Origin of the sequence: Nocardia sp. NPDC049737 (assembly GCF_040674755.1) — a bacterium.
Taxonomy (GTDB): Bacteria; Actinomycetota; Actinomycetes; order Mycobacteriales; family Mycobacteriaceae; genus Nocardia.
Window position 1 is genome coordinate 1 of record NZ_JBFANH010000036.1, and the last position, 26,128, is coordinate 26,128.

A 26,128-nucleotide genomic window follows, 5' to 3' on the forward strand; every position below is an offset into this window, starting at 1 on the left:
CGGCGCCAACGCCGTCAAAGTATCCGGATCCAACAACCCGCCACCATGATCAGCGGCTGAATCATCCGTGGTCCGAGACGTATTCGGCGCCACCGCACCCGCAGGAGCAGGCGCCGCCGGACCAGCAGCACCCGGCGCCGACCCAGCCTGCGGCCCCGCAGCCCCCGGCGCAACCGCCCCCGGCGCGACAGCACCCCCAGCGGCTGGAGGTGCCACGCCCTTACCTGGACCGGGCTGAACAGAACCGGCCTGCGGCTGGCCCGGCGCCGCGTTCTGACTACCCGGATCCGGCGATGAACCCTGTCCGTTTGCGCCCGGCGCCGTAACACTCGGCTGCCCCGATTGTGTGCCGTCCTTACGCCCCAACCGCGTCCATGGCGTCGCCGACTCCGCCGACGAATCTCCCTCGTCCGCTCCGGCATCCGCCTCCGGATCCAGCTCGGGATCGGCGACAACCGGCTCCACCAAAGGACTCGTCACAACCCACCACCCAACGCCCGCATACGGATGACGTGCAGCGCGGAGATCTCGAGCACCAGGCAGCGGCGACTCATCTGGCATTCCTCCCATCGGTCACCGGGCCAGGCCGGCATGCCTGGTGGCCACGGCAACTCGTGCGCGTCTTCCCAGAATTATCCTGACCGCGCCGTTTTGCGCCATGGTTCCCAACGCTGGGAATCCTCGACAATGAGTTCGTCGAGAGATGCCCGAGTGGTGCTGTCTGTCGACACTGAATTTGCAGGTCAGGGCCCGTTCTTGGACGGAGTGCACGATCGGAAGGTGGGTGCGGCTATGTCGATATGTGCTGACCCCGTCAGTCGTGCCCGGATTACCGATCCTGTCGGGATGGCCGATTACCAGGTCGTTGTTCAGGTCGCAGGTGCTGCCATCGACCCCGTACTGAGTAGGTGAACAGATGAGCTTTCTCGGCTTGGACTTGAAAGATATCGTCGTGACCGCGGTTTCTGTAGTGCCTGGCGTGGGTGCTCCCCTTGCCGGTCTCACCGACGGCATCTGGACCGGGGTCGAGGAAGGCAGTTTCAGCAAGGGGCTGCAAGCCGGCGCCACGACCTGGGCGATGTCGTCTATTCCGGGCGGGAAACTTGCGGGGGGGCTCTTGGCGAAGGTGGGCGGTCCGATTGCGGAGAAGCTTGCCACTAAGGGAGGGATCGGCAAAGGGATCGATTATCTTGCGAAGAATAAGCAAGATATTTTCAAATGGACGAAGATACCAGGTCTCAAGAATCGCACCGCGTTCGGCAGGGGCGCCAAAGCTGTCGGCGTAGCGGGCTCGCGCGCGACCGGCCGCGCCGCGGGCGCCTATGTCGGAAGTCGTCTGGATGAGGCCGGTTGGTGGCCGGGGAACGGCGGTGGTGGCCCAGAAAAATCTGTGGTAATTCCGGCTCGTCCGGCGGGGGCGGATATACACGGCAATTACTACGGGGCCAAGGACGGGAAAGCAATTATCGGGGATTACAACTCGGAAGGTAAGTCGCAGCAGACGTGGCCGGTGTCGGCATGACGGAAACTCCGGAAATGCCGATCCTCTGGGTTCCGGATGATAATCCCGACGCCGGTTACCCTTCCGACAAGAGCTACCAGATATCACCACCCACCAAGAAGCTCTTGGATAACCAGCTGCTGAAGTTTATTATCACCAACTGGGATGCCCTGGGCAGCGGGAAGACATCCGATCTGCCAGATCCGGGTTCGGTAGCTCAGGTCGGCCAGGTCAGCATGAGTCAGCTGAGATCGCAGACCGTCACCAACTATACGCAGAAGGCTAGTGCGCTCAAGGGTGTTTACAACTCCATGCAGGCCGAGATCAACGAGGTCGTGAAAGCCTCGGCGAAAGATACGAAAGAAGACCGCCTGCAATATCAGAGTGACATGAGCCAGTTTATCAACCTCATGAGTGAATATGCCACAAAGCCGCTAGATAATGGCATGACCATGGATGACTACATCATGTCCTATGTTTCGGATGGTCTGCAGGCTGGAACGAAAATCTATAAAGATGTTGCGGATAAAATGTCCGCCAGCGCCACAAAGATCACTGATCAGGCCAAGACGATCGAGGGCCTGACCAACGATCTCAAGGAACAGAAGGCGATCTCGGAGAAGCAACAGAAGGAGATAGACGCCCTGAAGAAGCAGGGCCCCGGTAACCCGACCGGGACCGGTAATCCTTACGATCCAACGCAGGCCCAGCCGGTCGGCACTGGAACTGGCACTGGCACTGGCACTGGAACCGACGACACCTGGAAGCCCCTCGACCTCGGTGCCGATGGCACTATCAACGACGGCGCCTCGACCGGAACCGGCACTGGCGGCGCGGACGGCTCGGGCACCGGGCCCGGCTCGGTCGGGTCGGCGGACCCGGGCTCCACGAGTCCCACGAGTCCCACGAGCGCCTCCCCGGTCTCGGCAGCCTCCCCCGATTCCGGGATGGGGTCGGGCCTCGGTTCCGGTATGAGCGACATGATGAACTCGATCGGCCCGATGATGCAGCAGCTCGCGCAGCAGGAAATGATGCGCCGCATGCTCGAGCAGAACGGCCAGAATGGCCAAGTCCAGCAGCAACCTCTGGCCGCGCAGCCCGCGGTCGCCACGCAGCCCCAGGCGCAGGCCCAGGCCCAGCCGGCGGCGACAACCGCACCAGGTGCCCCGGCGGGGTCGACACCGCCTCCCGGCGCTTCCTCTTCGCAGCCCGGTCAGCCCGCAGGTACGGTGCCCGGCCACACTCCGGGTGCCGACGGCATGGTGGACTACACCTTCCCCGACGGCCGTACTCAGAAGGTCACCGCGGTGGCCGCGCAGGGGCTCGACGCCGCCTTCGGCAACCAGAGCGGTACCGACGCGCAGGCGGCCTATGCAAAGACACCAGCGAAGTGGTCGGACAAGAAGCAGATCGGCGACTCCAAGGATCCGAACGAGGTGATGACCGGCGATGTCGCGGTTTGGAAGGACCGCTCGGCGGTGGTGGTGAAGTTCGGCACCCCGGATTCCGGCGGCACGCTGGAGGCCGTTATCGGCGGAAAGCTGCAAGAGCTGACCTCCGACAACTTGAACCAGCTGTCGGACAGTGCGGGGGAATTCGGAGAGTTCTCCGGATTCGTCCACCCGCATGGCATCGAGGCATCGGCAGCGGGCGACCAGTCGGGCGGGGTGCCCGGCGGTGCCCCGACGGGCGACCAGTCCGGTGCGCCGATGCTCGCGGCCGCGGGCGGGGCGCCTGCCTGAGCACGCGCCAGGGTGAGAGGAGGCAGTGATGGTGGACGTCAACCCGGCGGAGCTCGCCGCCGCGGCGGCGAAACTCGCCGCGCTGGCGCACGCCACCGGACAGTCGTTGCCCACGGGCTGGGTGTTGCCGGCTGGCAGCGATCCGATATCGGCCGAGGCGGTTCCGCAGCTCAATGCTCACGCCGCAAATCTGTTGAACGGTATGTCGGGTGTGCTCAGCGAGATTCACAAGACCGCGCAGAAGCTGGGTGCCGCGGCGGCGGATTACACCGTCGCCGACGACGAGGGAGCGCGCAAAGTTAACGGCAGTGGCGGCGAGGTGTTGGCCAATCCCGTCGCGGAGCCGATGCCGCTGAATGTGCGGCAACCGCCGGTTTTCAATATGCCCGCTGCCGGTGCCAGCGTTGATCCGCTGACCTTCGCCAACCAATTGCGTGGCGGTCTCGGAACGGGTCCGGCGAACAAGCTGTCGGCGGATGTGCGTGGTTTCCTCGGCGGCTTCCATCCCGCCGCCCTGACCGGCGTGGACGAGGCAACCCAGACGATGCAGCATTGGGTTCCGGTCGGTTCGGCCGCGGCATCCGAGTTGACCAAACATCGTGGCTGGCTCGACGAACTCGGCACCGGGCTGGGCAAGCTGGTCGAGGGCATCGACACCTACAGCAACGCCTTCACCACGGCGAAGGCCAAACACCCGACGCCCGAAGAGATCATCGCGGCCCGCAAGGAACTGCTCAAGGCGATGCGCTCCAAGAACGAGCTCGGTATCCAGGCCGCGCTGGCGAAGTTCCAGGAGCAGAACGCGCGTTCGGCGGAGACCATCACCGGTTACGCCACCACCGTCGGCTCCAAGAACGCGGAAAACGCCGGTTCGTCGAAAACCGGTTCGGGCGAGAGCAGTTCGAGCGGTTCGGGCGACAGCAGTCAGATGCTGAGCAGTCTGGCCCAGATGTTGCCGACCGTAATGAGTTCGCTGATGTCCTCCGGTCTGTTGAATCAGAACAGCACCGACTCGACGACGGAGGGGCTCGACGATTACGGCTACAGCGACTACGGCTCGACCGACTACGGTTCGCTCGGTGGCGGTTCGGCCGGTGGTGGTGGTGCCATGCCGATTTCCGATATCACCGGCGCGATGAATTCGTCGTCCAGCACGATCTCGCCCGTAAGTAGCATCGGCCCGATGCCGATGGTGAGTTCCTCGGGCAGTGCCGCGAACAGTTCGAGTCTGCCTCGAACCTCGGTGATCGAGCCGTTGTCGACCTCGGCGGCCGGTGCGGCGCGCGCCGCGGGCACCGGTTCGGGCATGATGCCGTACATGCCGATGTCGCCGGGTATGGGTGGTGCGGGCGGCGGCAATAACGAACGCAATCGCGTGGTGGCCTGGCATCCGGATCGGCTGATGTACGTCGACGACACCCCGCATACCGAACAGGTGATCGGCGAGAAGCCGACGATCGCGCCGACCGTGACACCGCCGACGCCGTCCCAGCCCAATCAGGCGTCCCAATCCGGAGGTTCCGCATGAGTGATATCCACCCCGATGTGCAGGCCGCTCTCGATGCCGCGCGCGAACTGCGCCATAAGATCGCCGATCTGCGCGAGAAGATCGATGGCATCCGGGCCCGTCGGCCGTCGCCGAGCGGCGCGGTGATTCCCGAGGTCGATGCCATGGGGCGACTCGTCGGGCTCTACCTCGCTCCGGGCACCGTCGACCGGTTCGAAAGCGATGAACTGGTCACCGAGATCGTCACGGCCATCCGGGAGAGCACCGCCGACGCGGCACGTCAGTACGAGCAGCTCATGGACCGTGATCCGTGGGCCGAGGATCCCGAACCGGCCGCCGCCACCGCGGAGCAGGCGTCATGAGTGATGGCGACGGCGTAACCGTCGCCGACACCGTTCGATGGTTGCACCGCGAGGGGCTGGTCCGTTTGGCTGGGGTCGCCGATCGCACCCCGGATCTGCTGTGCGCGTATGCGATCGATGTAGCTACCGGAACCGTGAACGCGCATCCGGTCACCGGAGTCGGTGTCGGTTCGGACGTGGTCGCCCTTGCCGCGGACGATCTGCCGTATCCAGCTGGTTCACCGAAGCGGTTGGTGGTCGTCGGCGTGACCAGCGCCGAGGCGGTATTGGTCGTGGATCTGGCGGCGACACTGACCATTTCGATCAACGCTGACAATCCGGAGCAAGCGGCTCGTTCCTGGGTGCTGCAGTTGCTGCTGAATCCGGATGTCACGCTCACCACCAACAGCTCCGATCTGGCGGTGGCGGCCAGTGAGCGGTGCCGGCAGAGTTTCATTCCAGGCGGCGGCGCGACGATCATCAATGTCGACGACCAGTTCCCCCCGGCCACCACGATCAGCCTCAATCCGACCGCGGATGGGCCGGATCATCTCGACATCGCCCCGGACGGCACCGGTGAAATGTATCTCGGGGCCCGATTCTGGCAATTGAGTCAGGTCATGACCATCGGTGATGCCGCGTGGAATGCGTTGGCGCAGCAGCTGTCCGAACCCGATGCGCCGACTTCGGATAAACCCGCCGCAGGGCCGCCGGACCGAGTGATCGCGCCCGGCACCGTGGCACGCACCTAGGAGTAGCCGATGACCGAAATCCATGATCTCGACCCGGACGACCTCGACGAGGTCCCGGCGCCGGACTGGCACAGTCTGACCTATGAGGTGTTCAATCCGGACCACACCGTCGGTGTCGCCTGCGGTCGCGACGGCGAGGTCGTCGGGTTGCATATCACCGATGACGCCAGGGACAGCGGGGACACCTGGCTGGCCAACGAGATCCTCCGGCTCGCCCGGCTGGCGCATCTGAAGTCGCGGGTCGGCCTGCGGGCCGAGATGGAGCACAACGGCACCCGTCCGTACACCATCGATTCGTTCGATCTGCCCACCGAATCCTCTTATCGGGCAACCGAAATCGCCGAATTCGGCACCACTTCCTGACAGCCGGAATCTTCAGACAGGACCTGCCATGACCTACATCCTGGATATGGACGATCCGGACGACGTGACGGCAACCCATAATCACCACGTCGGGGTCGTGACCTCTTACACCGGCCAGGTCAGTGCGAATACCGATGCCTTCGTGTTGCAGCACAGTCCGTCATCGGCGCTCGATCACCGTACCGTCAGGGTGCGGGATCTGATCGTCGAATGGTTCGGGGACGCGGTCGATGACCTGAACAGCCATGCCGGTTCGATGCACAGACATGTCGTCGAGACCAACCATGCCATCCGCGGCACCGACGTCGCGGGCGGCACTCAGGTAACCGAGTCGATCTGATTCCCGGATGGACCCGGAGGAGCGCAATAGTCCGCATTGGAAGGCGATTGTCGGCGCGAACTGGCCGGAGATCTCGCCACGCGAGTGGCGTGCGCTGGAGACGGTCTCGCGTGACGGCGCGGAGGCGTTGGATCCTGAGGAGGCCGACCGCGCCCGCCGAGCCTTTGAGGACAGCGTCCGCTCCAGTGCCGGATTGGATCCGATCAAGGACGATCTGCGGGCCCAGCAGGGAACTTTGCGGGGTTTCGTCGATGCGCTGGTGGCCACCGCCGACACCTTCGGGCATATCGCCGGAATCGTCGACCGTACGCGCACCCACATTCTCGACATCGTCGATAACGCCGACCGCAAAATTCGCGCTGTTCCCGATGAGGTCTCCGACGAAGACGGCGACGGTTCGACCGTCGATGAGGAGCAGGCCAAGGTCAAGGAGATCATCGGACAGGCACGGGCCGAGGTCGACGAGGTGGCGAGGCACGCGCTGACCCTGATCGGACCGGGTGGCCTGCCGGAGTTGGAGGCGATCGCTGCCGCATTGGGGCAGCCGGGGCCGTGGCAACGTCGATCCTCCGGAGGGCCTGGAAATCGCGGACATTCGGATCCGCACACGGGACATGGGCCGCGGCATCCCGGGGCGTCACACCAGCGGCCGCCCGGCGTTCCGGGCTGGCCCAATGGCTGGCGATCGCCGGATGGTCATGGGGTGCCTCGGATCCCGGCATTGGACGCGCTGAATCGGCTCTTCGATCGACTCGGGCTGCCGCGGCCGTTCTCGCCGCTGCCCGGTGGTGAGCTCGGCGTGCCGAGCGTGCCGAGCGGGCCGGGCGGCACGGACAGCCCGATTGTGACGCAGCCAGCGATGGGACCGCCGCCGGGTACCGAGCCGCAGGCGCAGGCGCCCAGTGCATCGTCGACCGGCATAGGTGCGCCCGGCTACGGGGCGGCCCCCGACTCCGGCTACCGGCCACAGCATATCGGTGAATCCGCAGGTGCGGCCGACGCCGGCACGTCCCAGCCGGGGGCGACGACTTCCGGTGACAGCGGCTCGACATCCGCTGCGGCGGAAACCCTCTCGACATCCGAGGGCGGTTCCACCGACCATGACGTGATAGGTGCGGGGTCGAAGCCCGGTACGGATAAGTCGCTGGGGGCAAACCTCGATGGGGAACGCTTGGATTCGGCGCCGGGTGGCTTGTTCGCAACCATGCCGGGTGCCTTCGCGGGGCCGGTAGCGCCGCCGCCGGTCGTCGGGCCGCCGATGGTTACGGCACCGCCCGCTACCGCGCCACCAGCTGCGACAGGTGCCGCCGCGAGTCCGTCGGCACCGGGGGCAGATACGCGAGCGCCCCAGGGAGGCGATTCGCGGATTTCCGGTGCGGGGCCCCGGGTTTCGCCGGGACCACCAGCGGCGTCCGGTGTTTCGGCTCCGGGTGTTTCGGTACCGCCTGGCAAGAACGCGCCACCGCGTCCGGTACCCGGGGTTCCGGTCGGGTCGGATGCGACCCCCGATGACTCCGAAAAGTCCTCCGGCAGTGACCATCTGCGCGATGCGGTCGGCGCCGCGATGATCGCGGCAGCGGCCCCGACGTTCATGGTCGGTGAACGGGTCGACGGCGATCTCGCACTGGCGCGCACCTTGCTGAGCAGCCTGCTCGCGGCGGCCGAGTCCGCGACGGTCGGCACGGCCTGGGCGGTGTCGGTAATGCGGCATCCCGGCGGTATCGGCGCGTTCGTCACCTCGAACGAGGGGCAGGGATGGATGCCGGCGCGGGTGTACCTGCCTCGGGAATTATCGACGCCGTGGGTATGGTCGGTCTCGGATACAGCCTGGGAGGGGATCGCCGATCCGGCCCGAGTACTCGCGGAATTCGCATTGGCCTGGGGCAAGAAAACCGGGGCTCGGCTGACCGCGTTGGCATCCTCGCTACCGATCGAAGACGCCCTGAGTAGACAAATGGGCGATGTGCCGACGGCAGCTTCGGTCGGCGCCGCGGTGATGATGGACTTCGCCAGTCCGGCAGCAGGTTTGGTGGACCGGCTGGAACTGATCGGCGCGCCGCAACTGCTGGAGCGGGCCGCATCGGTGCCCACCGACCGGATCGGTTGGCGCTGTGTGGAACTCGCCGTCGACGCGCATGCGCGCACGGCACGGCTGGGACCGAATGCCGCGACCGCGCTCGGCACCGATGCCGTGCGCGAGCGGATCTTACAGGCATTCCGGCAGGCCAAACCGGTTCCGGAACAGTGGTGGGAAGAGCTGCGCGATGCCGATGATCTGTTGGTGGCGTCCATGTTGCCGCTGAAGGCGGATGTTTCGCGAATTCCATTGGGGGAGCTACGATCGGAAACCGCCGCTGGCCGCTCCGCTTCGGATGCGTCGGTACTGCGGTCGATGCTGTTCGAACGGCGCTGTGACGAATTGGTGCTGCTGTTGGCGGAGGAACCGACCCGGCAGCGCTTGCGCGATGCGATCTACGCGCACGGACAACTCGTCGACCACCCGGCGTTCACGCAAATGTCCGCCCAGACACCGCCGCCCGCGCCGCGCCGCTCGTCGGTCACCGCACCTCCGACGAGGTGAATCCCAGCGCCACGGCGCCGTAGTGCGGATATTTCCGCCGGGCACGGCGGATGTTCTGGGTATGTGGTTGCCATAGCGTTCGAGATGCCGAGGGGTCGGTCGAGCGCAGCGCTCGCGGACCAGCTCGGCTGCGGACCTCTCTTCGAGAGCCTGCGATAAATATCTGCTATCGAATGCTTGGAGGTTATCGACTTCAGCAACTGTTGATCAGATCAGCTACACGCAGTGCCGATCTACGCACGCCGCGCGCAATGAGCGACTGCGCAAATATTTGGTGCGGTATCACGCGTAATTGTCTCCGGTTTCCGCAGTGAGATACGCGTGGTGGCGATTCGACGCCCGCCCTTGTGCGGTTGACATGCGGTTATGTTGCCATGTCCGCAATTCGGCGCGGTCGGGGGAGTGGGCTTATGCTGCTGTCCTCGGTGGCGTCATTTCATATCGGAAAAGTGGAAAAGTCGTATCGGCGCAACTTTAGAAATTCTTAAGATAACTGTTAAGTAACAATATTTAACACATTGTGAGATCTGCGTTAATGTTTCCTCCTCCGGTGGAGGCGCCTTCGCCACATGCGTAACGTCCGTCTCCGGAGACACCTTCAAAACCCAGGATCTCTGAATTCTTTCCATACGAGCGATGATCCTGCGTACTTTTTGGAGCAGTAAATGGACACTGATACCAGATCCGCATCGCCGTTACCTGGAGTCGCCGCGGTTCTCGCCTCGGGCCGTCGAGCCGAAAGCGCCGCGGATATTCGAGCTCGTTTCGAACGGGCCTCTCGCCAGGCCTGCGCAAGATCGATTACGTGCTGGAATCGGGCGCGGCGCGCGAATCGCAGCGCATACTCGATATCGGTTGCGGTCGAGGCGGTCTGATGCGCGCGGCCCTGGACCGGTTCGCAGTCTCGCACGCTACCGGAATCACCTCGAGCAGTCAGCAATACGACTACATCAAGGGCCGAGCGGATGACCGCATCGACGTTCGACTCGAGAGTTGGGTCGACCATCAGCCGGACGACGCTATTTTCTGCGTCGGTGCGATGGAGCACTTTATTCGATTCGGGTCGTCGCGACAGGAGAAGGTCGCGGCGTATCGGCGATTCTTCGAGCACTGCTACAAAATTCTGAAGCCGGGTGGCCGACTTGTCGTGCAGACGATCGCCAAGGGCAACCGGCTGATCGACCAGGCCGTCGTCGCCGATAATGCCTTCCTCTGGGCGGAGATCTTCCCGGAATCCGATATGCCCAGGTTCGCCGAGGTGGCGCATGCGGCCGAGAAGCTGTTCGGGGTGCGCTCGGTAACCAACGGCAGGGAAGACTACGCCAAGACCTGCCGGGAATGGCTCGAACGTCTTCGGGCGAATCGCGATAAGGCGATCGAAGTCGTCGGCGAAAGGTCCGTGCACACCTACGAGCGGTACCTCGACGTGTCCGCTGGCCAATTCGACAACGAGCACCTGGTTCTGCTCCGGTTCGTGTTCCGGCGAGTGCCCGAATAGACGCGAGCGAGCACAGATACGTGGATCCGCAGCCGAAGGCTGGGACCTCGAGAGAAAGGAAACATCGGATGAAGAAGATCAGCGCGATGACCACGCACGCGGCTGTGCTGGCACGAATCGCAATTGTGGCTGCCACCAGCACCGGCCTGGCCACGGTAGCGGCAGGCGTCGCCAGCGCGACCATCGAAAGCGATCGAGCGATAAAGCGTGACCGCGTCGCGGTGGTGTGGGATCGCTGAACGTGTTCGGTCTACCTTGGGGTCGGCGCCATCGGGCGCCGGCCCCGCAGATCCCGTCCGGACCAGCGGATGGACCGGGACATGAGCGAGCCGTGAATGGCTACGAAATCCTCGCCGAAGTCGTGCGGTTGCCGATCAGCACTTGGCGCTACGAATGGGAATCGCCGGATGTTCGACACCTGGGTCCGATGGCGCAGGACTTTCGTGCTGCCTTCGGTTTCGGGGACAGCGATAAGAGGATCTACAACGTCGATGCCAGCGGTGTCGCGCTGGTTTGTATTCAGGCTCTGCACAACGAGATCGCCGAACTCCGCGCGGAGCTCGACCAGTTGCGTGCGAAGTCGTGAAATCGAGTATTTACCCTGTCCAATACAATGATGTCTGGGATTGCTGAATGGGAAAGATTGCCAAGGCCGTGCGAGTGGTTGCCGCAGCCGACGTCGCGGAAGTGGTCGGACCGCAGGAGCAGCATCTGCTGCCCTGCATAACCAGGGATACCTGTGGTGCCGAAGGGATTTCGGCGGCGATGGTGAATATGGCGCCGGGGAAGGTGGCGCGGGCGCATCTGCACGAGCGCAGTGAAACCATCGTGTTCTGCGTGACCGGACGGGCGGTAACCCTGATCGGTCCGGAATTGGAGCCGTACGTGCACGGACCGGGCGAATTCCTGTACATCCCGGAGGGGGTAGTGCATGTGGCGGTGAATCTCAGCGACACCGACGGTTTGGTGGCGGTGGATGTGCGCACCGATCCGCTGTTCAGCGACGATCTCGTGCTGACGCCGGAATTCGACGCCGCGGCAGTCGAGATCGCCGCGCGCCTGCGGCAGGAGCTGGCTCGGGTATGAGTGAGCGCAGCGAGCGAACAATCAACACAGCCACGAGCGTGCTCGGGCCGGAGCCGAGCGCCAGCGAGGTGGAGGCTATGAGTGAGCGCAGCGAGCGAACAATCAACACAGCCACGAGCGTGCTCGGGCCGGAGCCGAGCGCCAGCGAGGTGGAGGCGTGAGCACGGGTGTCGCGTTCGGCCGGGAAGCGGCCATGCGCAGCGGGCCGATCGACGACGCGTTCGCGACATTGGCGCGGCGACCGGATGTGATCTCGTTCGCGGTCGGTGCACCGGACCCGGCACTGCTGCCGGGTGAGCTGGTGTCGTCCTTAGCTGGGGCCGCGATCGCGAAGTACGGGAATACCGTGTTGCAGTACGGACTCACCCAGGGTTTCCCGCCGTTGCTGGAGCAGGCGCGAATACTGTTGTCCGGCAGAGGAATCGGATGTTCACCTGAACGGGTGCATATCGCAACGGGCGGATCAGGGGCATTGCACAACATCTGCATGGCGCTGTTGAATCCCGGTGCGGTGGTGCTCGTGGAGACCCCGACCTACGGTCCTGCCGTGAAGGTGTTCCGCAGCCACGGCGCGCTGGTGGTCGAGGTTGCCTCCGATGCGGACGGCATTCTGCCGGAAGCATTGGATAGCGCACTGGCACAACATGATCCGGCGTTCGTATATCTCTTGCCGACTTTCCAGAACCCGACGGGACGGACCATGTCCACGGCACGGCGTACGCAGGTCGCCGAGGTGATCACCCGGCACGACGCATTGGTCGTGGAAGACGATGTGTACACCGACCTGCGGTATTGCGGTGAGCCATTGCCGCCGCTGTGGTCCTTCGCGCCGGACCGCACCGCCTACATCACCTCACTGTCGAAAACTCTTGCCCCGGCATTGCGGATCGGCATTACGGTGCTGCCGGATGACCTGCTCGAGCCCGTACTGGCCCTGAAACAGGGCATCGATATGCAGACCTCCGCCTTCAACCAGGCGATCGCCGCCGAATTCCTCGGCACACCAGTGGGATCCGAGCATCTGAGCCTGCTCGTGAAATCTTATGCGGCCAAATTGAATACGGTAGTGACCGCATTGGGAAAGTACTTTCCGCCCGGATTCAGTTGGACCGAACCCGATGGCGGAATGTTCGTATGGGTCGAGGGCCCAGCGGATTTCGACGCCGACATGTTGGTTGTCCCAGCGCTGAACAGGGGAGTCGCATTCCTGCCCGGATCCGCGTTCTTCGCGGCCCCCGACGCACCCCGCAACGCGATCCGGCTGAGCTTCGCCACCGTGCCCGAACATCGGATCGAACCGGGCATCGAACTGCTCGCCGGACTGTGCGAATGAGCATCGTCGGCGTCTGGGAGGTGGTGGCCGACGGCGCACCGTTTCGCTACCACGTCATGACCTTCCACGCGGATGGCACCATGGCGCAATCGAATCCGGATCACGGCAATCGCGCCACCAGTGACAGCAATGGGATGGGCACCTGGAAGGCCGAGGGTGCAACGGTCTCGGGTGCGTTCCTCGAATTCACCGTCGACCGCGCGGACCCCTCGTCGGTGCAGAAGGGAATCGTGCGGTTCGACCTGACCGTGGACGGTGACGAGTTCACCGGCTCAGCCAGCGCAACCTTCTACGACTTATCCGGCACCCCACGCCGCGGTCCGCTCCCCGCCACCCTCACCGGCCGCCGTTTCGCCTATCCGGCGGCATCGGAAATCGCATGAAACCTCCTCATCCTCTTGGGTGACCAGTGGCTGGAGCGGACTACGATCAGCCTTCCCGACGCCATGGCAGCCGAGGCCGAGGCCGCCGGCGCCCATGGCGAACTCCCTTCGTCTCCGCACGCGAGCCACCCGTACGCCGGGGCTAGGCTCCTCGAGCCGCGCATGTTTTTGCGCGCCGCGCATGAAATTGCCTGGAATTGTGTGCGTGGCGGGCAAATTCGTGCGCGTCATCGTCGGAGCGCTAGTTGGGGGGTGGGGTGCGGAGGATTGAGCCGAGAGGGTGGGGGCGGTGGGTGGTGCGGGTTTGGGCGCGGTGGAAGCGGGAGCCGAGGAGGTCGGGGGTGGTGAGGTCGGGCCAGGTCCAGCGGATGACTTCCCAGCCGAGGTCTCGGAGGCGGTCTTCGCGCAGCTTCTCGCGGTAGACCGCATCTGCGGCACTTCGGTGCGGTCCCAGATAGTTGTCGTATTTTACTTTGCCGTCGAATTCGCCGATGACACCGAGTTCCGGCCAACAGAAGTCGGTGCGTCCAACGAACTGGCCGACCTCGTCGAGGATCACGGTCTGCAGTTCGGGCTTCGGCAGGCCGAGTCGGGCCATGAGTACCCGACTGCGCGATTCGCCGACGCTTTCGCTACGGCCGTCGAGCACTTCGATCGTGCGCAGGGCGGCACGATACCCCGGTCGTCCTTCGGCATAGGCGATCGACCGGCGCAGTGAAGCACGAGTGATCGAGAACCGATGCATCGCGGCATCGCCGAGCACAACCGCCTGCTCCAATTCGAGTGTTCGGGCCAAATCGACAACGGTCCGGTCAGGTACGAGAACCTGCAGCGATGCGATCGTGGTGACGTCCTCGTCCCGGAAGGGGGCACAGTGCACGTGTAAGTGCCTGCCTCGATGACCGCTGCCCTGCCGACGGGTCACGTGGACCCGATCCAACGGCACGTCCCACAACGGGAGTTCGTGAAGAGCGGCCGAGGACTGGTGGCTGATCGCCCCCGATGACGACAACCGTCGCGCCGTGGCCTCGATCAGCAACAAGTATCGAGTCGGCCGATCCATCGATTCGTATGCATCCGGCGGTAGATAGCATCCCGGCCGCACCCGAGCCCACCCCTCACGCGCGATTTTGCGTCGCAACTCACTGTCGCTACCCCCGTCCGCCAACACATCCCGCCGCTGGATCGCCCCGAACTCCATTCGCCCATCCTGCACCCCACCCCACCTCGACACCCTCGCCGAACCCGCCCACCTGTGGACAACTGCCCCTGTGGATAACTTTGTCCCGCGCACCTTTTCGCCCGCCACGCACGAATTTGCCCGGCGAAAACGTGCGCGGCGGGCGAAAAGGTGCGCAGGGCGGGAAGTTGGTTCGCGCGGGGGAGGTGGGGAAGCTGGTTTCGGGTGCGTTTGTGCTGGGCGGCCTCACTCCGGAAGGGGTTCGGAGTGAGGGCGCTTCGATGTTGGGTGGTCAGGCGGGGTGGTTGAAGGCTCCCGATTGGACCTCTGCGGTGAAGGTGTCCCATTCGGTCGGGGTGAAGACCAGGGCTGGGCCGGTTGGGTTTTTGGAGTCGCGGACGCCGATGATGCCGGTGTCGAGGAAGGCGACCTCCACACATTCCTTGGTCGCCCCGCTGCGGCTGCTCTTAACCCAGTGAGCTTCGGACAGATCAGTATTCACGCTGGTACTCCTTGCCGTTCGGGCATAGGCGATCAGGCGTTGCCGTTGAATTCTCCGTCTTGCACGCGTGCGGTGAAGGCATCCCATTCGTTCGGGGTGAAGGTCAGGGCTGGGCCGGTTGGGTTTTTGGAGTCGCGGACGCCGATGATGCCGGTGTCGAGGAAGGCGACCTCCACACAGTCTTTGGTCCCGCCGCTGCGGCTGCTCTTGAACCACCGGGCTCCGGACAGGTCAATGTTCATGCTGGTACTCCCTTGCCATCTTCCGCAGCAGTGCTCTGCTGCTGACCTCATCCAACGCCGCGCACTCGATGCGTTGGTACGCATGCCTGTACCGCTGCACGATACCGACCTTCTCCGAATACATATCGCCCGTGTAATTCTCGGCGTAGACGATAGTGGGTTCGATCGGCTCGCCTCGGCTGTCGACTGGGAACTCCAGGATCACGAAGGTTCCGATCAGTTCACCGGTCGGCATTCCCGAGGAGAACGGCAGTATTCGGATACTGACGTTAGGCATCGTGCTGGCGTCTGCCAAGTGTTTTAGCTGGGCGGCCATGACCGAGGGACCGCCGATCACGCGGCGCAACACCGTCTCGCCGAGGATCACGTTGATCTTGGCGGGTCTCGTTTTGCGAGTGATGAGATTCTGCCGCCGCAGTTTCATCTCGACGCGTCGCTCGCGCTCCTCGTCAGTATCGCCAGGGCTGGCGATACGCGCCATGATCCGCGCATAATCAGCCGTTTGCAGCAGTCCCGGAACAAGATCCGGTTGATAGGTCGTCAACGTCTCGGCAGCGGACTCCAACCCCATGAAGACACTGAAGTTCTCCGGGATCAGATCCCCGAACTCATGCCACCACGACTTCTCCGCCGCCTGCTTCGCCAACCCCCGAAGCCCTTCCGCGCGTTCGGGATCGATGCGATAGATATCGATCATCCCGTCGAGCTCACGCATCCGAATCTTCTGGTTCTGCCCCTTCTCGTACCGCTGAAGGGTGCTCTTACTCCACTCCATCAGCCGTGCGGCATCCTCCAGCGTCAATCCGATCGCGTCACGTGCTTCGCGCAGCAATCGCCCGAGCTGTCGACGAGTGATGCTGCTATCGCTGTCCACCAATGAATTACCCCCATATTTCGAGCCGGCATGTGCTCCAGAATCGGGAAGACCCTCCCACAAACTTCGGCTTTGCGCTGGGCTTTTTCGCCGATTGACAGTGGTTCCCGTTTCCGCCTTCCGAGACGCCCGCGGGCGGTGTGTCCTAGTCGTGGCGGTCGGCCGATCCCACTGGTCGACCGCCACCATCGACCACCGATACGAAGGTTCGCGACGATGACGAACATACAAGCGGGACAGCCGAATACAACCTACGTCCGTGCTCGTCCGGACGAGGATGACGCGCGCAAACCCAAGGCGGTCGGCCTGGTCCGGACCAGCGTGTCCGGCCTGGCCGCGCCGCGACATGCGGCCGAGATCCGCCGCCACGCAGAACAACTGGGGTACCACTACCTCTATACGGTCCGTCCACCGGAGCATCCGGACACCGACCCGATCGGCTACGGCCTCACCATCGCCACCGGTGTACGCGCCGCCGCCCTGATCGTCTACGACCTGGCCAGTGTGGACAACACCCCCGCCCGCGTCTGCGAAAGCTGCGACCTCGAAACGGTCTGCCCGCCGGTGACATGGGCGCGCGCCATGCTCAGCAGCATCACCCCGGACCACGCGCACCCCGACCATGCGCTCACCGTCGCCGAGTCACATCGAATCATGCAGCGGCACATAACATGCCGCGCTATCACCTGCCCAATGAAGTCCGCGGCTCTCAGATGTCTGGTTCGCGCGGGCGCGCTCGTCCCACCGGCCATGAGCCCGCGCGAACGCGCCGCGACTCGCGGCCTGCCATTCGAACCGATCAGAAACGAGCCGTCGGCGTGGCACGGCCCTGATCTCGCAACGCTGCTGGATGTGCTGGACGCGCTCACCGACAAGGATTCCCACCCCACCCGTGCCATCGGTTCATAGCCGCCGAATGGACGGCATCCACCGAACCGAAGTCGATCGCCTGCAAGCAACCTGGCAGCTGAACCACCGTCACGAAATCGAAATCATGTTCGTACACAACACATCCGATGCAACACTTAACGCATCGTTCGAACCCGGCGACTATCCCGATCTCGTCCAAGCACGCGAATACCTCCCGAAACTCGCCGAACTCTGGGACGCCGTCCGCCATGACTTCTGGACCGAAGCCATTCCGGCACACCGCCGTTCGCGCCCACCCGAAACGCCGTGATAGCGCGGATTCGCCCTGCTCGACCGCTTACGGAGCGGTAACGCCCTGCCAACGGATCCCCTCGAAGAAGGGAGCCACGTCCACGCCCGGCGGCATGTGGCGGGCGATGTCGGCCGGAGTGGGATAGCGTCCGCCCGGTGGGGAATTGAGCTCGACGAGTATCTGTCGTAGCGCGGAGGTGACCGCCGGGTCCTGGGTAACCGCGAGGTGGGCACTGATGCGCTCGCGCAATGCCCGCATGTACTCCGTCAGCCGCTGCGGATCGGGGCGGTAATCCCAGTTGACCCCATGGCCTATTGCGGCCTTGGCGCCGCGCCGACCATGGACTGTCACAGTGACACTTTCGACCCCGGACCTGCGCAGGTAGCCGCGCAGCGCCGGGACGACGTCACGGCCGCATCCGGTACGACCGTGCCACGGCTCGATCCACAGTTCGTCGAATCGGGCGGTGAGCCGACCGTCCTCGTCGATCTCGATGCTCAGATCCAGATCACCCGCCTCGGCCGGACCTCCGCGGTGCGTGATGAACACACCGCGGATCCGTACTCCTGAGACGACCTGCCGGGGGCCGGTGCGCAGATATTCGACGCGAGTCAGTACGAGTTCGAGGTCGAGGCCGTAGTGCTGTTGCAGACCGGACAATCTCGAAAGCAGTTCATGTTCCGGCGGGTATTCGGCGAGGAGATCCGGTATCGCGGGAACCGCCGACAGATCGGGTCCCGGTGCGGTGGATGTCTGTCGGGCCGACCGTGCGTTGTCGAAGTCGGCATCGAGATCGAGCCAGGGCATCGTCGGGTCGGCGGCATTCCGCATGAGGGCGTCCACCTGCTCATAGGACAGGGGGTGTGCACCACGTGACGGCCACACCCCGGCCGCCTCGGCATAGTTCCACAGCCAGAGGTAGTCGGCGTAGAAACGGTGGGTCAGCGCCTGGGCCTTGCGGGGGTCGATCCGGATTTTGTTCACGAAATCGACGGAGTCGCTGTAGAGCGAGTCGAGGCAGGCCATGGCCCGCAGCCGACGGAATTCCTCGATTCCGGATGCACCGAATTGGTCCCGGATTTCTTCCTCGACCATCCGCACCACCTCGTCGACGGCCGTCAATGGCCACGGGTTCCAGAAGAGGGTGACGTAGTCCCACAGTTGGTGGCGAATGCCAGCGAGATTCCAGTTGTCCAGCCGCACCTCGCCGTCCGGCCGGACCCACAGGTTGCGCAGGGTCGCGTTGCCGTGGCTCAGACCTGCCTTCCAGGTGGTATCGCCCGGCACCCATATCTGGTGCGGCATCGGTATCCGCATCATATTCAGGAACGGGTGCGATTGTTCATGCTTGATTCGCTGCATACTGTGATACAACCCCTCGTGTTCGGCGAGGCTGCGCACGGCGAGGTCGTCGGGAAGTTCGACGGTTTGCAACAGCCGCAGCTGCCGGAACAAGCCGCGCAAGGTCTGGCGCCAGTCCGGGTCATCGGTCGCGGCGATCCGACCTTCTCCCATTTCACGGAATGAGTGTGCGCCCCAGCGCGCCACCGTCTTCGGCACATCGACCCCCGCCTGCCGGGCCAGCTCCTCTGCCCGTTCCTCATCCAGGTCGATGAGGTGGAAATTCCGATCTCCGTCGAGAAGTTTCGGATGAGTGGGGTTGGCCGCCAGATCCTTGTCGCCGGGCTTGGCGACGACGCGTCGCACTTTGACGGGGCTTCCGTCCCGGTCGGTGACACACCAGACTTGCGTGTAGTGACCCACGACGTCGGCGGGACTCATCGCGGTCAGCACCACCAACTTCGCCGCCTGCTCCAGTTCCATGCCGCCCTCCTCGACGGCCTCGGTGATATCAGGAAGAAGGTCCTCGCGAGGTCGCTGACGCGCAGCGGCGCGGTACTCGATCGGGGTCGATGGCGCAGCGGGATCGGTCAGATCTTTGCTCGCCCACCATCGCGCGAACAGTGCACCGGCTCCAGCCTGCTGCCGGACCTGCTGCGGTGTGTCCGGGAGCCGGTCCGGCACATGCCCACCCGTGGCTCGCATGGCAGCCTGCACAGAGGCGGTGGACTCGGCGAATTTGCCTGGCGCGGTGGCCCAGCCGAATCCGTGCCGCGCCGCTCGCGCACCTTCGGTGCCCGAGACTTCCAACTCCACTATGTCGGCGCCCATCCGCCGGGCCAGATCTTCGGCAGGTCCGAGCAGGTATGGGCCCCCGTAGTCACCGGCGAGGCGATCTAGGTCGGCGGTGGTTGCCTCCGGGCAGGCAATCACGCGGCCGGCGCGGTCGAAGTCGAATCGAACCAAGACCTCACCGTATTCCCGGGGGCCGTCCATCAAGACGGTGCGCATCCGTAGACGGCTCACGATGTCGTTGTCCGATTCGCCGAGCGGCTCGAATTCCGCGGCCACCGGCTCCAACCTCGCTGGCCCGTCGCCGCGTTTCATCGTGGCTACCGCATCGCGCAATGCCTGATCGGCCTGGGCGTGGTTGCTGCCCATCCGCAACAGCTCACGTATCGACACCCGCGGCAGCCCGGGTGCCTCGGGTTCGGGCATATCGGCCAACGGCTCGCTGGGCGCTTGCTGCGGGTCGGGCAGCCGCACAAGTCGGCGCGACCACCGCCACAGCAGGTCGCGCGCCCGTGCCAGCGACGGCGCTTGTCGGCCAGCTGCCTCGAAGACGATGGTCAGGTTGCGATGCAACGCTTCCGCCGCGTTGTCGAGGAACGCCGGATCGCGGGCGACGAGCAGTGGCAACCGGAAACTGTCTCCCGCAGCGGATTTCCACGCCTCCAGCACCCGATACCGGTCGAAGTCGGCGGCAGCGGCGTCGCCGTAGTATCGCCGCAGCCGCTGCCTGCACCAGTCCAGCACTTCGTTCCGGACGGCGGGAGTGGGCCACGGGTTGCGTGCCGCGAACGCCACGTAGTCCCACACCGGCGAACCTGGTTGGGCCAATTCCAGATCGATCAGCGCGACCTGCTCACCGTCGGGGCCGAGGCGAATGATGTTGCCGAAGGTCGGATCACCGTGCAGGGCCCCGAGTCGCACATCGCCGTGCGATTCGGGTCGAACGGCGAAAACCTCATGCAGACCAGGCATCCCGAGATCGCCGTGGAGCCGATCGTCTGCGTCGAACTCCAGCCGGATCCGTGCCACCTCACGTGCGAACCGCCGCTCCCATTCGGCACGGGTGTTGGGCAGCGAGTGTTCGGATTCGATGTCGTCCCAGCGGTCCGCGTGCATCGCGTGGAGCCGATCGAGCACGGTGAACAGGCCCTCGGCCGTGACCTGCCACGGGTCCTCTGGGCTCGGGTGTCTGCCGTCGAGAAACTCGTGGATCATGTAGCGCTCCGGATAGGTGTCCTGCGCACCGCCGTAGTACAGCTGCGGTACCCGGACACCGGCCAGCTGGCACAGCGCTACCGCGGCCGGTTCCCCGAAGACCAGGCCGATCCTGGGATCGAAATTGGGATTCGGCGTCGCGGTCGATACGCGCATGACGACCTTCCGGTCGTTGGGCAGCACGATGACCCAAACCCCATGGTGGTTGCCGGCGAACGCGGCCCGGTCACGGACCAGCGTGGTCAGCAGTTCGATCTGCGGCTCGGTCAAAGCGGGATCCTCGGTCTCGGCATCGTGCTGTGTCATCCTGGCCATCGGCCGGGGGCTCGTCGCTTCCGGAACCGAACCGGCGAGGACGGCATCGCCCGCTGCGGCGGTATCCATCGGGGCGCCGTCCAGCACACCCCACCACCTGCGGTTCTGCGGCCAGCCGTGCGGTAGTTGCTCGAAATACTCCGCCATCTCGGCGAATGTAGGCCTTGCCTCGGCGGGCCGGTCGAATCTGTCGAGCATCGGGTCCGCGACAATCTGGTCGGGATCGGTGTTGAGCAGGTGCGCGGTGCTTTCCCTGGATTCGGCCAGATGCTCCGGGTCCGAATCCAGCCGAAGCCCCTGGTGCGCGGCGACTCGGAAGCCCGTCGGGCCGTGGATGGGCACGACAATCCGGCCACCGGCGCCCACTTGGTCGCGCAGTCGTGGCACGAAGTGCTGCACGAACTGGCCACCGGCGAACGCCTCGTCGACCACGAGATGGTCGAATGTGACTGTGATCAGGCCATTTTCGCTCCGCTGGAGGTGAAGTCGCATATCGCCCGGTTCATCGATGCCCCGATCGTCATCGTCGACGACGATCGAGGCCGATACGGTCAGACGCCGGTTCCCCGTGTCGGTCGTAAACCTCGCTCCAGTCGGCACCACCATGTAGCCGCGTGGGCCGTACTCCCGATCCAGCAGACCGTGCACGACTGCGAGCAGTTCTTCGTCGCCGGAAGTCTCGGCTGTGGGCAGGACTGATCCCGGGTTCACGGTGGATGTGGCCGGCGGTCGGCTCGGTTGGACGTCCGGCGTGTCCGGCAGCGGTTCGTCACCCCACCCGGCGCGCAGTTGGTTCGCCGCCGTCGTGATCAGCGTGCGGACCACCTCCTGAGACTCCGGTTCCCAGCCACGCAGCCGGCACAGTCGGCGATAGTCGGTGTAGAACCGTCCGACCAAGGTGTCGACCTTGTCCGGATCGTCCGCGATCTGCTTGACGAAGTTCCTGGAATCGGCATAGAGCGAGTCGAGGCACGCCATTGTCAGCAAACGCTCCAATTCCGCCTCGCCACGCGGTCCGAAACGGTCGCGGACCTCGCTCCTGATTTTGTTTTCGACAGCCTCGGCGATCTCCGGGGGGCGGTTCGTCCAGAGCATGGTCACGTAGTCCCACAGCGGGTGGGTAATGGCCGCATTGTCCCAGTCGATCAGCGTGAGCGTGCCGTCATCGGCGACTCGGACATTATCGAGGGTCATGTCGTTGTGGTTGAGGCTCGGTGGCCAGGCCTGGTCGTCTGTTTCCGGTGACCAGGCCTGATGCGGGGCGAGTCGGAACAGCTGATCCAGCCAGGCCGCGCGACTATGGTAATTGCGCCGCTGATAGTCCAGGTACAGGTGGAGATGTTCGGTTACCGGCCGCACCCGCAGGTGCGCGGGCAACCGCACGTCGAGCAGCCGGCGTTTCACCGCGAACTTTTGGTCCAGCACCGCCTCCCAGTCCGGATCATCCGGTCCTGATGTGCGCCCCTCGGCGTACATCTCGACCTTGTATTCGCCCCACTGGTACACCGTCTCGGGCACATTGATCACGCCCGCGGCCAGCTCCACGGCATCTGGCACATCGAATGCAAGCCAATGGAACCAGCGGCCATCCTGCCCGTTGCGACCGGGATTGCGCGTCAGATCCTTGTCCAAGGTGGCCGACGGCAACGCTCGGTGCACGACTATCCGATTGCCCTGGCCGTCTCGGTCGAACCAGACCTGCGTGCTGTAGCCGTGTCGGTCGGGCGATCGGAGCGCGGCCCGCAGAATCAGCCGGGCGGCGAGCCTCGAATCCAGGCTGCCGCTGCCATCGCGCCTGATATCGACCAACATCGACGCCCGTGATGGTGCAGTATCCGCACGGCGTGCGACCGGCAGATTCTCGGGCTCGCTCCAATTGACGTCCTCGGCATCCCATGCGGCAGCCAGGTCGGTCCCCCAGTACCACGGGGCGGCGATATCACTAAGACTTATGCCCGCTTCCTCCATGCCGCTGTCGAGCAACTCACGTGGTGTCGGGAGTACACCCGACCGCAGCTGTCGGCCCACCTCCGCGATGCCGGCCGGTACGGCCGAGCCGCTGTGCTCGATGGCATCCACCGCATCGAGGAGAGTCTCGCGGATGCCGGCCATTTCACCAGCGTGTTTTCGGTTCCAGTCGAATCCGGCGCGGGCAGCGGCCCGCCGGTCGCGGACCATCATCTGAATGTGGTCGGCACCCGCGCCGCGGGCGAAGTCGAGCACGAGGCGATCGAGGTTCATATCTGGGTAGGTACCGACGTCGTTGGCGGTGATCCGGCCATCGCGGTGCAGGTAGAAGTAGATGTACATGTCGCCGTACTCGCGTCTGCCGTCCATGATGGTGGCCATGACGATCAGCTGGGCGACCGTGTCACCGGCCGGCTCGTCCTCATGCGTGAGCCACCGCACCGCGGTTGGTTCCAGTCGCAGCGGCCCGTCCCAGTGCTGCGCGACCGCTAACACGGCGCGCGCCGCCGCGACCTGTGCGTCGGCGGCTGGGTGCATGGCCGCGGCGAACAGCTGCCGCACCCACTGACGCGGCACCCCGGCGGACGAGGTCTGTGCGGGTGCCGCGGACGCCGGGGTGGTTGTCGCCTCCGGCGCATCCGGTTCGAGCTCACGCTGCGACCATTCGATCAGCAGCTCGCGAACCTCTTGCAGCGAGAGCGGACGCCGATGGGTCGCCCGGCGTACGCGGACTACGTGGCGGTAGAAGTCAGGCAGGACATCATCGACGGTCACGATGCCCGCAGCGATCTTCCTCGGCAGCCGGTAGGCGTCGCCGACGAGGGATTTCCGTGCCTCCAGCAGCACGTACCGATCGAAGTCCGCGACCAATTCGTCGCCGATATCGTCGCCGTAGCCCCGCCGCAGTATGGTCCGGATCTCCCGGTCGACAGTCCGGCGTCCGTCGTCGTCGAGCCAGTCGTTCCCGAGGTAGTACCTGGCCCAATCCCACGCGATCGGGGCATATTGCGCGGACTTGGCGTCGGTGAAGCCGACGCGACCGTCCGTGCCGCGCCGCATCTTGCGCCGCAGCGGGTTGCCGTGGGTGAATCCCATCCGCTCACGGGGTGGAGGCTCGACCAGTGGCATCCAGGTGGCGAATAGCGGCGCACCATCGGTGAGAGCGTCCAGCCTTCGGTCGGTATCGTCGAGTTCGAGCTGGCGGAGCCGGATCTGTTGCTCGTGTTCCCACCTGATTTGCGACGTGTGCTGGTCGACCGGTGTGTTGTGCAAACGCATCAGCTCGCGGGAGACATCTTCGGTCGTACGCTCCCAGCCCTCGTCCGGCAGTACCGCACTTCCCGGAACGTACTCGTGAATCGTCACCCGCGTCCGATAAACCGGCACAGTCTGTGACGACTCGGAATCGTAGAGCAGCCGCGGACCCTGCACGCCGGCCTGGTGAAACGCGTCGGAGGCGACCGCCGCGGAAACAACCAGCCCATCGAAGTCGAACCCCAGGCGTTCGGCCTCGAGCAGATAGACCCGGACCGTCACCATCACATCGGCGGTCGAGGCATTCGTGGTGGAAAGCGGCAGATGCCATACGCCACATTGGTTTTCGTACTCGTCCGGCGGAGTCACTCGCACCTGTTCCATCACCCGGAGCACCTGTTCCCTGGTGAGACGTCGATCCAGCCGCGACGTGGTGGGCGGCGCCGCAGGCGGAATCGCCTCGCACAGTTCGCTCAGCCACTCGGGTGCGTTCTCGACCGGTTCGAATCCCGCCTGCACAAGCAACCCGCGACTGTGCAGAGGGTTGACTCCATTCGAATCGGCGGCAGCCTTTACCCGCAACACATTCGCCCCAGCCCCTCTTACGAAGTGGCGCACCATGTCGAGGAACGACCCACGACCCGTACCGCCACGGACGAGGTATTCGGGGACGAACTCGCTGGTCTGTGGATCAACGGCCGCGGTCACGGTCCCGGCGGTATCGAGGTCGAAACGCAATTCCACATCGCCGAACTCGACCGGCCCGATCAGCACCACGGCATGCATGCGGATGCGCCCCACCACCCCGCTACCGGCGGGCGCGGATTCGTACTGCGCCTCGACCACTTCCAGTCGGTGCGGCCCGTACTCCTGCCGGAGGGCGTTCGTCGCCCTGGTCAACAGTGCGTCGCCCGGATGCGCCAGCAACTCACGAATCCGAATGCCGAGCCGCGGTGGTAGTGGCTCGTCTACGGACTGCGCGACTTTGAAGCGGTCTGCCGACGACGGCCACGTGTGCGCTTCAGGACCCGAGAACGCGTCGAGAACCCGCTGAGCGTCGGACATGGATATCAGCGCGAGCCCGGCGGTCCGGCGCACCCTGACGAGATTCGCACGGAAAGACGGCAGCACGTCCGCGAGCCGAACAGCGTCGGTGGCGAGGTCCTGCGACCACTGGAAGGCTTGGCGAACGGCCGCGATTCGCGCCTCGAGCGAAAGGTAGCGATCGAAATCGGCCGTTGCGGCCTCGCCGTACCGGGCGTGGATGCGACCTCGGCACCAGGCGTGCACTTGCGGCCGCACTTCCGGCGGCCATGGGTTGCGGACCACGAATGTGGCGTACGCCCACGCCAGCGGACCGGAATCGACGAGTTCCCAGCCGGGAAACCGCGGCCTGCCCTCCGGTGCGGGCACCACGCTGCCGAAGGTCATCGCGCCGAGTAACGGGGCGGCCGACTCGCCGCCAGCCGCCGGTGGTCGCGGCTGGAACACCTCGGACAGTTTCGGCAGAGGGAGCCAGCCGAACCCGGCACCGCGAGTCGCGATATCCGCCTCGGCGATTCGCAATGCGCGCTGTACCCTGCGCTCCCACTCGGAACGTGTCGTCGTCGGTGCCGACGGTGCGGCGGAGGCCGATCGGGCGAACCACTCCTCGGCGACATCGCCGCGGAACGACATGTCTTCGCCCACGAATTCGGCGACCGTCAGCGGTGGTCCCGTGATGTGTTCCTGTTCGTTGGCGCCCGCAGTTTCGTCGGCTGTCGCGCCGGGCGGTGGGCTGTGGGCGGAGGGGCCCTGGCCTGGGTGGTTGTGGTTTTCGGGGTGGGTGTCTTTGCCGAAGCGGAGTTGGTCTGGTG

22 protein-coding genes and 1 pseudogene are annotated in these 26,128 nt (G+C 64.8%); 17 read left to right on the top strand and 6 right to left on the bottom strand.

Going from position 1 to position 26,128, the window contains the following annotated elements:
- Positions 1 to 480 (bottom strand): annotated as a pseudogene (locus AB0J47_RS35655) (hypothetical protein); the annotation flags it as partial.
- 436 nt (positions 481 to 916) lie between these two features.
- Here AB0J47_RS35655 and AB0J47_RS35660 point away from each other — a divergent pair.
- From AB0J47_RS35660 to AB0J47_RS35730, 15 genes are all read left to right on the top strand, one after another.
- Complete coding sequence (locus AB0J47_RS35660; RefSeq protein ID WP_364356679.1) at positions 917 to 1,522, top strand: hypothetical protein; 606 nt, start codon at positions 917 to 919, stop codon at positions 1,520 to 1,522.
- Positions 1,519 to 3,243, top strand: a complete 1,725-nt coding sequence (locus tag AB0J47_RS35665) for a hypothetical protein (RefSeq protein WP_364356682.1) — start codon at positions 1,519 to 1,521, stop codon at positions 3,241 to 3,243. The genes AB0J47_RS35660 and AB0J47_RS35665 overlap by 4 nt, the downstream gene beginning before the upstream one ends.
- A 28-nt stretch (positions 3,244 to 3,271) precedes the next feature.
- Positions 3,272 to 4,771: a PE domain-containing protein gene (locus AB0J47_RS35670; RefSeq protein WP_364356685.1), complete on the top strand. Its 1,500-nt coding sequence runs from the start codon at positions 3,272 to 3,274 to the stop codon at positions 4,769 to 4,771.
- Positions 4,768 to 5,112 carry a hypothetical protein gene (locus tag AB0J47_RS35675; RefSeq protein WP_364356688.1) on the top strand — a complete coding sequence of 115 codons (345 nt, stop codon included), beginning with the start codon at positions 4,768 to 4,770 and terminating at the stop codon, positions 5,110 to 5,112. The genes AB0J47_RS35670 and AB0J47_RS35675 overlap by 4 nt, the downstream gene beginning before the upstream one ends.
- Positions 5,109 to 5,843, top strand: coding sequence for a hypothetical protein (locus tag AB0J47_RS35680; protein ID WP_364356691.1), 735 nt, complete (start codon positions 5,109 to 5,111; stop codon positions 5,841 to 5,843). The genes AB0J47_RS35675 and AB0J47_RS35680 overlap by 4 nt, the downstream gene beginning before the upstream one ends.
- A 9-nt stretch (positions 5,844 to 5,852) precedes the next feature.
- The gene (locus AB0J47_RS35685; RefSeq protein WP_364356694.1) at positions 5,853 to 6,206 is read left to right on the top strand and encodes a hypothetical protein; all 354 of its coding nucleotides are present in this window, start codon (positions 5,853 to 5,855) and stop codon (positions 6,204 to 6,206) included.
- Between the two features lie 28 nt (positions 6,207 to 6,234).
- Complete coding sequence (locus AB0J47_RS35690) at positions 6,235 to 6,546, top strand: hypothetical protein (RefSeq protein WP_364356697.1); 312 nt, start codon at positions 6,235 to 6,237, stop codon at positions 6,544 to 6,546.
- A gap of 7 nt (positions 6,547 to 6,553) precedes the next feature.
- Positions 6,554 to 9,127 (top strand): hypothetical protein, encoded by a 2,574-nt coding sequence (locus tag AB0J47_RS35695; RefSeq protein ID WP_364356700.1) that lies wholly within the window; start codon positions 6,554 to 6,556, stop codon positions 9,125 to 9,127.
- Between the two features lie 796 nt (positions 9,128 to 9,923).
- Positions 9,924 to 10,625 carry a class I SAM-dependent methyltransferase gene (locus AB0J47_RS35700; RefSeq protein ID WP_364356740.1) on the top strand — a complete coding sequence of 234 codons (702 nt, stop codon included), beginning with the start codon at positions 9,924 to 9,926 and terminating at the stop codon, positions 10,623 to 10,625.
- 68 nt (positions 10,626 to 10,693) lie between these two features.
- Positions 10,694 to 10,864 carry a hypothetical protein gene (locus tag AB0J47_RS35705; RefSeq protein WP_364356703.1) on the top strand — a complete coding sequence of 57 codons (171 nt, stop codon included), beginning with the start codon at positions 10,694 to 10,696 and terminating at the stop codon, positions 10,862 to 10,864.
- Between the two features lie 92 nt (positions 10,865 to 10,956).
- Complete coding sequence (locus AB0J47_RS35710) at positions 10,957 to 11,211, top strand: tail fiber domain-containing protein (RefSeq protein WP_364356706.1); 255 nt, start codon at positions 10,957 to 10,959, stop codon at positions 11,209 to 11,211.
- A gap of 47 nt (positions 11,212 to 11,258) precedes the next feature.
- Positions 11,259 to 11,711 (top strand): cupin domain-containing protein, encoded by a 453-nt coding sequence (locus AB0J47_RS35715; protein ID WP_364356709.1) that lies wholly within the window; start codon positions 11,259 to 11,261, stop codon positions 11,709 to 11,711.
- The gene (locus tag AB0J47_RS35720) at positions 11,708 to 11,872 is read left to right on the top strand and encodes a hypothetical protein (protein WP_364356712.1); all 165 of its coding nucleotides are present in this window, start codon (positions 11,708 to 11,710) and stop codon (positions 11,870 to 11,872) included. Before AB0J47_RS35715 ends, AB0J47_RS35720 begins: the two co-directional genes overlap by 4 nt.
- On the top strand, positions 11,869 to 13,044 hold the full coding sequence (locus AB0J47_RS35725; protein WP_364356715.1) for a PLP-dependent aminotransferase family protein: 1,176 nt from the start codon (positions 11,869 to 11,871) through the stop codon (positions 13,042 to 13,044). Before AB0J47_RS35720 ends, AB0J47_RS35725 begins: the two co-directional genes overlap by 4 nt.
- On the top strand, positions 13,041 to 13,427 hold the full coding sequence (locus tag AB0J47_RS35730) for a hypothetical protein (protein WP_364356718.1): 387 nt from the start codon (positions 13,041 to 13,043) through the stop codon (positions 13,425 to 13,427). The genes AB0J47_RS35725 and AB0J47_RS35730 overlap by 4 nt, the downstream gene beginning before the upstream one ends.
- Before the next feature lie 241 nt (positions 13,428 to 13,668).
- On the opposite strand, the gene AB0J47_RS35735 is transcribed toward AB0J47_RS35730, so the two are convergent.
- The 4 genes from AB0J47_RS35735 to AB0J47_RS35750 form a co-directional block, all read right to left on the bottom strand.
- Positions 13,669 to 14,628, bottom strand: a complete 960-nt coding sequence (locus AB0J47_RS35735; protein ID WP_364356721.1) for a hypothetical protein — start codon at positions 14,626 to 14,628, stop codon at positions 13,669 to 13,671.
- Positions 14,629 to 14,899: 271 nt separating this feature from the next.
- Positions 14,900 to 15,109: a DUF397 domain-containing protein gene (locus tag AB0J47_RS35740; protein WP_364356724.1), complete on the bottom strand. Its 210-nt coding sequence runs from the start codon at positions 15,107 to 15,109 to the stop codon at positions 14,900 to 14,902.
- A gap of 32 nt (positions 15,110 to 15,141) precedes the next feature.
- Positions 15,142 to 15,351, bottom strand: coding sequence for a DUF397 domain-containing protein (locus AB0J47_RS35745; RefSeq protein ID WP_364356726.1), 210 nt, complete (start codon positions 15,349 to 15,351; stop codon positions 15,142 to 15,144).
- Positions 15,341 to 16,225 carry a helix-turn-helix transcriptional regulator gene (locus AB0J47_RS35750; RefSeq protein WP_364356743.1) on the bottom strand — a complete coding sequence of 295 codons (885 nt, stop codon included), beginning with the start codon at positions 16,223 to 16,225 and terminating at the stop codon, positions 15,341 to 15,343. The genes AB0J47_RS35745 and AB0J47_RS35750 overlap by 11 nt, the downstream gene beginning before the upstream one ends.
- 216 nt (positions 16,226 to 16,441) lie before the next feature.
- On the opposite strand from AB0J47_RS35750, the gene AB0J47_RS35755 reads away from it, so the two are divergent.
- Both AB0J47_RS35755 and AB0J47_RS35760 read left to right on the top strand, forming a co-directional pair.
- Positions 16,442 to 17,134 carry a hypothetical protein gene (locus AB0J47_RS35755; RefSeq protein ID WP_364356728.1) on the top strand — a complete coding sequence of 231 codons (693 nt, stop codon included), beginning with the start codon at positions 16,442 to 16,444 and terminating at the stop codon, positions 17,132 to 17,134.
- A gap of 7 nt (positions 17,135 to 17,141) precedes the next feature.
- Complete coding sequence (locus tag AB0J47_RS35760) at positions 17,142 to 17,405, top strand: hypothetical protein (RefSeq protein ID WP_364356731.1); 264 nt, start codon at positions 17,142 to 17,144, stop codon at positions 17,403 to 17,405.
- A gap of 27 nt (positions 17,406 to 17,432) precedes the next feature.
- Here the strand turns inward: AB0J47_RS35760 and AB0J47_RS35765 are convergent, their stop codons facing one another.
- The gene (locus AB0J47_RS35765; protein ID WP_364356734.1) at positions 17,433 to 25,949 is read right to left on the bottom strand and encodes a hypothetical protein; all 8,517 of its coding nucleotides are present in this window, start codon (positions 25,947 to 25,949) and stop codon (positions 17,433 to 17,435) included.
- Positions 25,950 to 26,128: the final 179 nt, after the last annotated feature.